Origin of the sequence: Methanoregula sp. (assembly GCF_049510175.1) — an archaeon.
In the GTDB taxonomy this organism is placed as follows: domain Archaea; phylum Halobacteriota; class Methanomicrobia; order Methanomicrobiales; family Methanospirillaceae; genus Methanoregula.
Genome location: NZ_JBEKZF010000004.1, coordinates 212,817 through 222,760 on the forward strand (window position 1 = coordinate 212,817; position 9,944 = coordinate 222,760).

Below are 9,944 nucleotides of genomic sequence, written 5' to 3' on the forward strand. Positions count from 1 at the left end.
TCACTATATGCGGGGAGAGCAGCTTTCGGATGCAATTGTCTACGATAAGCTGCATGTCCTGAAAAAGGATTTTTACGGGTATATCGAACGCAATACGGTAAAAGTGGATGCAAACATCCCCGTTTTTTATGGATATGTCATCTCCGCACTGGAGAACTCGTTTCCCAACCTCCCCGATATCACCTGTGATGAATTTATTGACAGCATCACCTTCAAGGTGCTTGATACCAGCACGAATATCGGTGATTTCGAGTACGTGAAACGGGTGACGGCCAGTGCCATCCGTATCAAAAAGAAGAAAGATGCCGAAATGGGCATCAATATTGTCATCGGCCTCAGGCTGGTGAAGGCCGGGGACTATGCCCCTGCACTGGATTTTTTGAAAAAATATGCCACGCTCGACTCAAAACTCGGCACTACCGTGGCGTACTGTTATTATATCCTCTCACTCCGCGAATTCAGGAACGATGACGGATCGGTACAGAACCACGGTCAGGGGAAAATGGCACTCCTTGCCCGGGAACTGATGCTCAATCTTGCACGGATCCAGCCTCCGGTGAATATGCTGAAGCGGCTGGAGCTTGAGGACCCCTCGTTCCTTGAGAAGATCTTCTGGCAGATGATCGTTATCGGTCTCGAATGGTTCCCTGACGAAAAATGGTTTGTTGAAGTCGGGTTGAAAAATGCGGTATTCACTCACGATACCAAGATGCGAAAACGCCTTCTTGACATCGGGTCCAAACGTTTTTATACGGACAGTCATTTTCTTCGCGAGATGTATGATTACAAACTGGAAAACCGTGATGCTGCCGGGGCAGCGGGGGTTGTCAACCAGTTGATCAGACAATATCCCGATGATCTTGAACCGATTTATCTGGGGCTCAAACTCTCTCTGATCATGACTGAAAAGATCGCCTATCACAATCTTCGCAAACGTGCCATAATGACGGGCATGCCGGCACATATCATCGAACTCTTCGACGTTACCTTTGATCTCCTGAACCATGACCAGAAGAAAGCGATGATAAGGATTACTGATTTCGAGAAAGACTTCCCGCAATTCCAGTATTACGCAACCGCCCTCCGGTATATCGCCAGTGATTTTACGTCAGGTGATAAACTACAGGTTCAAAAGGCAAGGACGGCGCTGCTTGATACGATAGAACAATATTGTGCTGTAGAATTGAAAAACAAGAAGTGGTCACACGCATCATCTTCTGATAGTTTGAAAGAGACAAAGTAAGGGATAAGATCAGGTTTTTCCACAGCACCATTTTTCTGTGAATACACCATTGTTGGGCGGTTAACCTGCACGCTGACTATGGAGTAGTGATCTACCGGGATTGGTTGCACTGCACGGGGTCGTGTCCTTTTAACTGAGGGTAACGCACCAGCTGTACACCTCTGTACCGCGCCGACAATCCTCGGATCCAAACCCTGCCCGTATCGACTGTCGTCACGGGTTGTCAAAATTCCTGTAAGGAATGCCGAAAATACCAAAAAAAGAGTATCAGAGAATGTTCACGATATTAAGTCTGCCAGGGGCCAGGCGTGTGATATCCAACGCCGTTCCGGCGCCGGGCATGATCTCAAGGGTGAACGTATCGTTGGCATAGATCGGTTTGGCGGGAACTGCAGATATCTGGAACTGCTCTCCTGATTCAAGCAGTTTGTTGTTCGTACCTACATCGTTCATGATCTTCGTGACCGCCCATCCTCCCGCTGATGGTTGCTGGGGATAATTTCCCTCAGCCTGGGCCAGTGTCTCTAACGTGGATGCATTGCTGTAGATCATAACAACCTTGCTGAAATCAACCGGCGTGCCGCCCGGTGTCAGTGCAACCGTGAAGTTGATGTTTGTAATTGCACTGGCGTCAGAACCTGTACCGTAGACTTTACCGACAATCACTAACGTCGAATTTGACTGCTGGGCACCGGGGTGCCCGGTCCCCTGTGCATTCTGGAACTGGAATGCGAGGATCCCGGCACCCAGTACTACATAGGAGAACACCGCCGCAACGACAACGAATGCGATAAGCACAATGGCTGCTTCGAGGCCGGTGAATCCCTGGTCATTTGATTTGAACGAATTCATAAATTCACCTTGGTCAGATACTGGACACTGGCTTATACCAACGTTCCTGTTTGATAAAAGGATTCTATTGTCTAAATATCTTTTCCAATCCCCGGATAGGCTTATTCTCACTTTGCGATATTTTTATGGCAAATGAGGGAGAGATCCATCCCGTTCTGTCCAAAATGACAGATAAAAATCCCGTGATGCCGCTCATGATTCCTGCGATACCATACCAGGTTTTTTGCTCTTGAGTGGAGAAAAGCATAGAAAAGCTTGTTTTTTGAAAATAAAAAAATAGTATGGAAATTGTTGACGGGTTTGCTTAATCGAATTTCTTCTTGCCCATCGATTCGATGTACATGTACTCTTTTCCCACTTCTATGGTGCCTTTCTTGTCCTCGGGAATCGGTATTTCAAAGTTGGTGAAATCCTTCATATCCATGAGCTGTGCCGTGTTCCCGGCAATGGAGAGCACCTGCCCGCTCTTGCGCTCAACGACAGGGATATAGGTTTTTGCCGAGACCGGCTGGACAATAGATCTCTTGACGCCGTCAAAAATCCCTACGGCATCGATGCGGGCTTTTGCAGCCCCGTGTTTTCCCGGCTTTGACGTGGCAATACCGACCACCCTGCACGGCTCTTCCTCAATAACGATATACCTGCCTTCCTTGATCTTTCCGATTTCCGTCTGTTCTTTCATCTTTTACACCTATATTATAGTAGACGCGCTAGTAATTTATCTCTGTTGCATTACATAAATACAACGTTGAGTAAGAGGGTTAGTCAGGAAATTATGAAAAGCGATTTTTTCCCCGCATGCAACCAGATGGCAAAAGAGGTGGAAGAGAGTATCCGTGATCTGGTCGGGACCGCTGAAGGGGGCAAGACGGTCCGGATGGGTGCCGACCTCACGCCGACAAAATTGATCGACCAGCTTGCGGAAGACTGTGTTATCCGGTATCTGAAAGAAACACCTCTGTGTTCGCTTCTCATCAGCGAAGAGGCGGGCAAGGTTGCCTTTGACGGGGACGGTGGTACGATATTCCTTGACCCGGTAGACGGAACATTCAATGCGGTTGCAGGAATTCCTTTCTATGCCCTGTCGATCGCTTATGCCACCGAAGGAATTGTCCGGAAGGCCTATGTCCGCAACCTTTCAAGCGGGGAAACGTTCATGGCAGAAAAAGGACACTACGCGCGGTGTAACGGCAAGCCAATCCATGTCTCGGATGTATCCAGTCTCGACGAGTGTGCGATGAGCGTGTACGGGAGGAAGTTCGATCCCACCCGGGTCATGCAACTTGGCCAGAAAATCCGGCGGTGGCGCCTCCTGGGGGCTTCCGCCCTCGAACTCTGTTATGTGGGGTGCGGGAGGATTGACGGGTTTATCGACCTGAGGGGGACATTGCGGGTGACCGATGCAGCTGCCGGTATGCTGGTCTGCACGGAATCCGGTGGCAAGGTCTCTGATCTGAATGGAAAGGAGATACGTTTTCCCAACGAAGTGACTATCGGACGGTGCATTGTTGCGACGAACGGCGTCCTGCACCATAAGGTGGTTGAATACCTGAGGTGACCGTGTATGAAAGCAGTGATCGTTTCACGCATCGATAACCGGGACGCGCTGGCATTTGCCGGTAAGGTACGAGAAGTAATGGAACACGCCGGTTGCACGACGGAATTCGATCACGATACCGCTTCCGCTCTGGGAAAGACCGGCGTATCCCTTGCGGGCACGGATGCAGATGTGATCATCATTATTGGCGGGGATGGCACGATCCTGCGAACAATCCAGGGAATGGGCAAACCGGTTCCGGTGCTGGGTATCAACTGGGGAGAAGTCGGTTTTCTCGCGGATCTTGAACCCCCCGAAGCCCTTGAATTCGTGCGCACGCTTCCCCACGGTTTTTCGGTTGAGGAGCGGATGCGGATCGCACTTTTCCGGGATGAGACCCCGCTCGGGGTGGCGCTGAATGAGGCGCTGATCGTGACCACCCGGCCTGCAAAGATGCTGCGGTTTTCCATCGTCGTTGACGGGAATACCGCCGAGCAGTTCCGTGCTGACGGCCTGTTGATCAGTACCCCCACGGGCTCCACGGCATATGCCATGAGTGCCGGGGGTCCGATCGTTGATCCCCGGATCCAGGGATTCCTCCTCGTTCCCCTTGCCCCCTATATGCTCTCATCCCGACCCCACCTCATCAGTGAAAACCGCCGGCTTGAAATCCGGCTGGAGAGTACCAAACCCGCAAATCTTGTCATTGACGGGCAGCAGACGATTGATTTGGGTACTTCCAGTACAATTCGCGTGAACCGGTCAAAAACCCCGGCACTGTTTGTTGATGTGAAACGGAACTTCTTTGAAAAGGTGGACAAGAAGCTCCGCAACCTGTGAAGCCTGCGGATGATCTCCGTCCCTGTTACGATACTTTTTTATTACTTTGTAGAGATCCTATTCCAATCCGTAAATCGGTTATTTTCTTCCTCAATGATGAGTGTGACCCCCACTCTCCCCCAGAGGGGGAGACAACACAAGGGGAGCATCCCCTTGACCCCCCTTTTTTTTGTTCCTTCCTACTTTTCAGAGGTTTTTCACCAACCTTCTGAGGAACTATCGCTACATGGGGGCTGCCGCAGCGGTGGGGACGGAGGCAACGTTTGCCGTAGCCCCCAAGAGCGTCACATATTTTCTCCAATGAGTTTTACCGGGCAGTTTTTACCTATCTAACTCACGGTTGTACCTGCATACCGGGAATAGAACCAGCGTTGGCTTCCCGCAATTATCAAAATAAAAGGCTTATCTTGGAAGGCGATCCACTACTTGTCAGGTGGTTCTGTGCAGGTCTCCATGAAACTCGAGATGAAGGATTCGCCCGGCCAGCTGGTTGCTGCCCTGAAGCCTATTTCCGATGTGGGTGGGAATATCATCGCGGTCATCCACCAGCGGGAACCCGGGCCGGATAACGATACGCTGGATGTCCAGATTGTTCTCGAGTTGCCGGAAGGACGGCTGGACAAGCTGGTGGTCCTCCTGCAGGAGCAGGGGGTGCATATCCAGCGGGTCGATGAAGAACGCCTCCTGTACAAACGCACGGTCATCATGATCGGGCACCTGATGCACACTGACCTCTCCGATACGGTCGACCAGATCGATTCTACCGGTTTTGCGGAGGTCTGCGAGCTCTCCATGAGCATGCCGTCTGTCAACGAACGATCCTCTTCAAGGCTCACCATCAAGGCCGTGAGCAAGGACGATATGGAGTCTGCCTTGGCCATTCTTCGCCGGGTCTGCCGGCAAAAGTCCCTGTTTTTGATCGAGCCGCTGGAGGAGATCGCATGAAGGTGGCACTGATCGGGCTCGGTTCTGTCGGCAGGGGCGTTGCCACGATGCTGGCAAAAAAGGATCTTGGACTCACCATCACCGGCATCGCAGATTCGAAGAGCGGCCTCATTGAAGATAAGGGTATCAATATCACGAAGGTCCTCGCCAACAAGAAAAAGACCGGGATGTGCGGGGACTCACGGATTACCGCCATCGATGTCATCAAAAAAGCGGATTATGATGCCCTGATTGAAGTGACCCCGACAAACGCACTTTCCGGCGAGCCTGCCACGGGTTACATCAGGACCGCCCTTAACCGGAAAAAGCATGTCGTCACTTCGAACAAGGGGCCTGTTGCACTCTCCTACAAGGAACTCCGGGCGCTGGCATTAAAAAAAGGCGTGGCCTTCCGCTACGAGGCCACGGTTGCCGGTGCCATTCCGATCATGCATGTGCTCGAGCACGGGCTTGCCGGCAACGAGATCCTCGCCATTTACGGGGTCCTGAACGGCACCTGTAACTTCATCCTTACCCGGATGGCCGATGAGGGGCTCACGTACGAACAGGCCCTCATGGAGGCCCGGGAGATGGGATATGCCGAAGCGGACCCGACTTATGATGTGCAGGGGATCGATGCCGCCATCAAGCTGGTGATCCTTGCCAACACGATCTGGGGCAATGGCGTGAAACTTGCCGATGTCGACCGGACGGGAATCGACCTTCTCACCGCGGACGCCCTGCGCCTTGCGGAAGAGGAAGGCTGCACGATCCGCCTGATCGCGGAGGCAATTCCCCGGAAAAAACTGATCCGTGTCTCCCCGCGCATTATTGAAAAGACCCACCCGCTGGTCGTTGAAGGTACCCTGAATGCCCTCACGCTTGAGACCGACATGGCCAAGGAGATCACCCTGATCGGCCGGGGTGCCGGCTCCATCGAGACGGCAAGCGCGATCATCGGGGACCTGCTGTTCATCCGGGATTGTCATGTCCAGCGTCCTTGAACACCGCCGGGATTACCTGCGCCTGATGCGCCAGTTCACGCTCGACAACGGGCATTTCACCGTTACGGACATCCGGAAATCTGCCGGCATCCCGCGGAGCACTGCACAGGACTGGGTGAACCGTCTTGTCCGCGAGGGCTGTGTCCTCCTCCGGAATGAGAAGCGGGGACGGAATCCTGCACGGTATGCCGCCATCAGTGCGATGCCATCGAGCACGTGCCGGCGGATCTTCACCACGGTTGACGGCGACTCTGTGGAGATCTATCATGACTGCATGAGCGGGGCATGTGCTGCGTTCTGCGGGTACCATCATACCCTTGCCGGGGGCATGCTCTGCCGCGTGGAGCGGGACGGGACGCTCCTGCGGGAATCGGCAAAGACCGGGTCCTGTGAAATCACGGTGGGGCTTTCCCCGTATTCTGCCGTCGGGGTATGCGGGGTTGAGATCAAAGATGGCCTCATCGTCCAGGATATCCGCTGTATTGGCGGACCCGCCTATTCGCTGTCCGATATGATGTCCCGCGCGGAAGGGGTCGTCCATGTCGAATCCCGGCACCGGGACCACCTCGTTGAGGGGAAGGTCTGGACAAAAGCCCTGATGCAGGTGACCATCGGGATTGACGATACCGACAGCCGTGAGGGTGGCGCCACCTTTGCCCTTGCCCTGGCCCTCCTCAACTACCTCAGCCGGATCAAGGGGGTCATCCCGATCAGCCACCACGTGGCGATGCTGAACCCGGATGTGTTTGCAAAGACTGCGGGGAATTCAGCGAGTTTCATCGAAGTCGCGGTCCTGCCGGAGCGGTACACTGCGCTGGTGGAGAAAACGCGAAAGTTCGTAGCGGATGAATCGCTATCGGGAGAATGGGGGATTGCGATCCGGAAGGGCCTCGGTATGCCGGAAGGTCTTCGCGAATACGGGAAGATGGTCCGGGAACAGGTCATTTCCCGGCCCGTGGCCGAGGCGACTGCGGAGCGGTTCGGGATCACCCTGATCGGGGGGAATGGCGTGATCGGCGCACTCGGTGCGGTTGCACTGACGAACCTCTCCCACGAAGTGTTGCTGGACACGGCCCGGAATGAGTTTTAAGTGGTTTTTGCAATGCCGGAGATTTCGGAAATGACCGGTGACCCTGTAATAAAAATCACCGGATGAAATCTTCCGCCACCATCCGGCAGAGCCGGTTGCTCTCCGCGAGATACCGTGGTGTATCGCGGGCGATCTTCGCTCTTTGGTAAGAACCGAGATCCTTCGACCAGTCCCGGATAATATCGCCGGTCATCTCAAGGTGGAACTGCAACCCACATGCATTCCGGCAGGAAAAGGCCTGGTTGCGGACGTTATTTCCGCACGCAAGCAACCGGCCCCCGTAGGGAATCCCGAACGTCTCGCTGTGGATCTGGAATACGTGGAACTGGTCCGGGAATGCAGAAAATATTCCCTCAGCGTTTTGCATACGGCTGATCGGGGACCATCCGGTCTCATTGACGAACCGGTACACTTTTGCCCCATGTGCCGATGCGATGAGCTGGGCGCCAAGGCAGATACCGAGAACTTTCTGCCCGGCCTTTACTGATCTGCGGATGAGTTCTTTCTCCTGTTTAAGCCAGGGGTATTCGTTTTCATCATTGACACTCATCGGCCCGCCAAGAAAGATGAGGTGGGTGGTGTCTTGGTGGCGTGGGACTTCATTCGTCTCGTACAGCCGGATATACTCAAACGGGATATTTTTCTCGCGGAAGACCGTTTCAAAATACCCGGGTGGTTCATTCGGGACATGCTGGAAGATCGCGATCTTTTGAACCATAACCGGTCTCTCTTATTAGTGGGTATTAAACTGATAGGGGCTTGTTAAAATGAACAGAAAAATTCCGGGGAACTCTTATTCCGGAGCTCTGATTCTTTTCTGCATCAGGTCAACAAATTCCCGGATGGTTTCGATCTTCGTGGTCAGGATGAACAGTTTTTCCTCATCGATACCATGATACTCATGGGACAGGAGGTTCCGGTATGTTACCAGTCCGATCATATCCCGTGAGAGATTGTCACTGATGAACCCGTTTTTCCTCAGGAGCGTGAATATTTCCCGGTACGTTGAAGGGATTCCCATGTTGTGTGCAATACACACTTCATTTCCCAGATCAAACACCCGATTAAGGAGTGTAAACATGATCATGGATACGGCATAGAAATTGCGTTTGTCGGACAGATCCTCTTTTGTGTAAATGTCAAGCTCGCTGAGATCTTCGCTATAGCGCCCGATATCTGATGAGATGGATCCGATTCTTTCAATATTGTACCTGATCTCTTTTACCATGTCACGAACTCCCGGTGATACCCAGTGTGCGGAAACAATTCCTGCGGATAAATGGTGCAATGTCAAGATATTCCCGAACGGTATCGGCCATGATTGCATGAAGTGCGAGGGTATCCCTGCAGGACAGGATTTTTCCTTCGCGGAGAACCTGAAACCTGATAGTGATGGGAAGATCGTAAAAGAGACTCACATCGATGTCCTCCGATCCGTAACTGAGCAGGTCCATCTTCACCGGTTCAGGGACTTGTTTGGTAATGATGCAGATGTCGATATCGGAAATTTCCCGGGCCTGGCCACGTGCCACGGAACCGAACAGGATGATCGCAATGACCTCATCACGTGCTGCGAGTTCATCGATAACGGGTCCGGCCGGTTCGATACCGGGGATGGTATTCTTCGGAACTGACAGCTGCATGAAACCTCGTTATTATAGAAGCATGGACGGATGCTCATATATGTTTTTAGTGTCCCGTACAATTTCATTTAATATTTATTTGAAAATTTTTTAACCAAGGTTCGATTGATCCGGACCATATTTTCGACTATGGGCTATGATCACGCTTTTTTGGCCAAAGATTTTTTAACGACACCACGTCGTGGGCAATTCACATAATGGTAATGCTCGTGCTTTTTGTAATGGTGCTTTATACCAATTTTTAGCCGAAGTTTTATCTTCCGGCTCGCACAGTCTTCCAATTTTGAATGAGAATGTTTATATACCAACACATAGAATAACGTGATTATACATTGTCATGTCCGTATTTGGGCATTATTCAGGTGTTTGACAAAATGACGTTTACCAAAAAGAATGAAGAGGCAGTATCACCGGTCATTGGTGTGATCTTGATGGTCGCAATCACGGTGATCCTCGCGGCAGTTATCGCCGCGTTCGTGTTCGGTATGGCAGGAAACATCAGCAAGACCAAGGTTATAGCGGCAACGGCACAGAAACCGACTGCTACGACAATTACGGTCACCTATCAGGGTGGACAGGATGCAGCATCATTCACTGGTGCCAACGTCACGGTAACTGATTCGGCTGCTACACCAGGGACAATAACATACTCTACAGCCGTCAATGGTCTGGGTTGGTTATCGACCTCTGTTGGCAATTCAATTACGGCAACTGACACAACGGCCTATGGGGCGAAATCCCATGTTACCGTAACCGCCAATTTCAATGACGGCACCCAGCAGGTAATACTGGATACCTTCCTCTGATTATA

Annotated in this window: 12 protein-coding genes; 7 read left to right on the forward strand and 5 right to left on the reverse strand. The window is 52.1% G+C overall.

Annotation, left to right across the window (positions count from 1 at the left end):
* Window positions 1-7 precede the first annotated feature (7 nt).
* Window positions 8-1,243 (forward strand): hypothetical protein, encoded by a 1,236-nt coding sequence (locus ABSG49_RS07780; RefSeq protein WP_424025550.1) that lies wholly within the window; start codon window positions 8-10, stop codon window positions 1,241-1,243.
* A gap of 267 nt (window positions 1,244-1,510) precedes the next feature.
* On the opposite strand, the gene ABSG49_RS07785 is transcribed toward ABSG49_RS07780, so the two are convergent.
* Both ABSG49_RS07785 and ABSG49_RS07790 read right to left on the reverse strand, forming a co-directional pair.
* Entirely contained in the window at window positions 1,511-2,095 is a 585-nt protein-coding gene (locus ABSG49_RS07785; RefSeq protein WP_424025551.1) for a flagellin, read from the reverse strand.
* A 304-nt stretch (window positions 2,096-2,399) separates the two neighbouring features.
* The gene (locus ABSG49_RS07790; protein WP_424025552.1) at window positions 2,400-2,777 is read right to left on the reverse strand and encodes a translation initiation factor IF-5A; all 378 of its coding nucleotides are present in this window, start codon (window positions 2,775-2,777) and stop codon (window positions 2,400-2,402) included.
* 93 nt (window positions 2,778-2,870) lie between these two features.
* On the opposite strand from ABSG49_RS07790, the gene ABSG49_RS07795 reads away from it, so the two are divergent.
* From ABSG49_RS07795 to ABSG49_RS07815, 5 genes are all read left to right on the forward strand, one after another.
* Window positions 2,871-3,653 (forward strand): bifunctional fructose-bisphosphatase/inositol-phosphate phosphatase, encoded by a 783-nt coding sequence (locus ABSG49_RS07795; protein ID WP_424025553.1) that lies wholly within the window; start codon window positions 2,871-2,873, stop codon window positions 3,651-3,653.
* A gap of 6 nt (window positions 3,654-3,659) precedes the next feature.
* Window positions 3,660-4,472, forward strand: coding sequence for an NAD(+)/NADH kinase (locus ABSG49_RS07800; protein ID WP_424025554.1), 813 nt, complete (start codon window positions 3,660-3,662; stop codon window positions 4,470-4,472).
* A gap of 453 nt (window positions 4,473-4,925) precedes the next feature.
* Window positions 4,926-5,417, forward strand: coding sequence for an amino acid-binding protein (locus ABSG49_RS07805; protein WP_424025567.1), 492 nt, complete (start codon window positions 4,926-4,928; stop codon window positions 5,415-5,417).
* Window positions 5,414-6,400, forward strand: coding sequence for a homoserine dehydrogenase (locus ABSG49_RS07810; RefSeq protein WP_424025555.1), 987 nt, complete (start codon window positions 5,414-5,416; stop codon window positions 6,398-6,400). The genes ABSG49_RS07805 and ABSG49_RS07810 overlap by 4 nt, the downstream gene beginning before the upstream one ends.
* Window positions 6,384-7,490, forward strand: coding sequence for a helix-turn-helix domain-containing protein (locus ABSG49_RS07815; RefSeq protein WP_424025556.1), 1,107 nt, complete (start codon window positions 6,384-6,386; stop codon window positions 7,488-7,490). The genes ABSG49_RS07810 and ABSG49_RS07815 overlap by 17 nt, the downstream gene beginning before the upstream one ends.
* Before the next feature lie 55 nt (window positions 7,491-7,545).
* Here the strand turns inward: ABSG49_RS07815 and ABSG49_RS07820 are convergent, their stop codons facing one another.
* The 3 genes from ABSG49_RS07820 to mntA all read right to left on the reverse strand — a co-directional run bounded on the left by ABSG49_RS07820 (window position 7,546) and on the right by mntA (window position 9,133).
* Window positions 7,546-8,208: a type 1 glutamine amidotransferase gene (locus ABSG49_RS07820; RefSeq protein WP_424025557.1), complete on the reverse strand. Its 663-nt coding sequence runs from the start codon at window positions 8,206-8,208 to the stop codon at window positions 7,546-7,548.
* A 75-nt stretch (window positions 8,209-8,283) separates the two neighbouring features.
* Window positions 8,284-8,718, reverse strand: coding sequence for a type VII toxin-antitoxin system HepT family RNase toxin (gene hepT / locus ABSG49_RS07825; RefSeq protein WP_424025558.1), 435 nt, complete (start codon window positions 8,716-8,718; stop codon window positions 8,284-8,286).
* A 1-nt stretch (window position 8,719) separates the two neighbouring features.
* Window positions 8,720-9,133 carry a type VII toxin-antitoxin system MntA family adenylyltransferase antitoxin gene (mntA, locus tag ABSG49_RS07830; RefSeq protein ID WP_424025559.1) on the reverse strand — a complete coding sequence of 138 codons (414 nt, stop codon included), beginning with the start codon at window positions 9,131-9,133 and terminating at the stop codon, window positions 8,720-8,722.
* A 374-nt stretch (window positions 9,134-9,507) separates the two neighbouring features.
* Here mntA and ABSG49_RS07835 point away from each other — a divergent pair, with 374 nt between their 5' ends.
* Entirely contained in the window at window positions 9,508-9,939 is a 432-nt protein-coding gene (locus ABSG49_RS07835; RefSeq protein ID WP_424025560.1) for a type IV pilin domain-containing protein, read from the forward strand.
* Window positions 9,940-9,944 lie beyond the last annotated feature (5 nt).

Bases quoted from the DNA above. Each gene is read 5' to 3' on its own strand.
- hepT (WP_424025558.1), bottom strand. From the start codon at position 8,718: ATGGTAAAAGAGATCAGGTACAATATTGAAAGAATCGGATCCATCTCA.
- ABSG49_RS07795 (WP_424025553.1), top strand. From the start codon at position 2,871: ATGAAAAGCGATTTTTTCCCCGCATGCAACCAGATGGCAAAAGAGGTG.
- ABSG49_RS07790 (WP_424025552.1), bottom strand. From the start codon at position 2,777: ATGAAAGAACAGACGGAAATCGGAAAGATCAAGGAAGGCAGGTATATC.
- ABSG49_RS07805 (WP_424025567.1), top strand. From the start codon at position 4,926: ATGAAACTCGAGATGAAGGATTCGCCCGGCCAGCTGGTTGCTGCCCTG.
- mntA (WP_424025559.1), bottom strand. From the start codon at position 9,133: ATGCAGCTGTCAGTTCCGAAGAATACCATCCCCGGTATCGAACCGGCC.
- ABSG49_RS07810 (WP_424025555.1), top strand. From the start codon at position 5,414: ATGAAGGTGGCACTGATCGGGCTCGGTTCTGTCGGCAGGGGCGTTGCC.
- ABSG49_RS07785 (WP_424025551.1), bottom strand. From the start codon at position 2,095: ATGAATTCGTTCAAATCAAATGACCAGGGATTCACCGGCCTCGAAGCA.
- ABSG49_RS07835 (WP_424025560.1), top strand. From the start codon at position 9,508: ATGACGTTTACCAAAAAGAATGAAGAGGCAGTATCACCGGTCATTGGT.
- ABSG49_RS07800 (WP_424025554.1), top strand. From the start codon at position 3,660: ATGAAAGCAGTGATCGTTTCACGCATCGATAACCGGGACGCGCTGGCA.
- ABSG49_RS07815 (WP_424025556.1), top strand. From the start codon at position 6,384: ATGTCCAGCGTCCTTGAACACCGCCGGGATTACCTGCGCCTGATGCGC.
- ABSG49_RS07820 (WP_424025557.1), bottom strand. From the start codon at position 8,208: ATGGTTCAAAAGATCGCGATCTTCCAGCATGTCCCGAATGAACCACCC.
- ABSG49_RS07780 (WP_424025550.1), top strand. From the start codon at position 8: ATGCGGGGAGAGCAGCTTTCGGATGCAATTGTCTACGATAAGCTGCAT.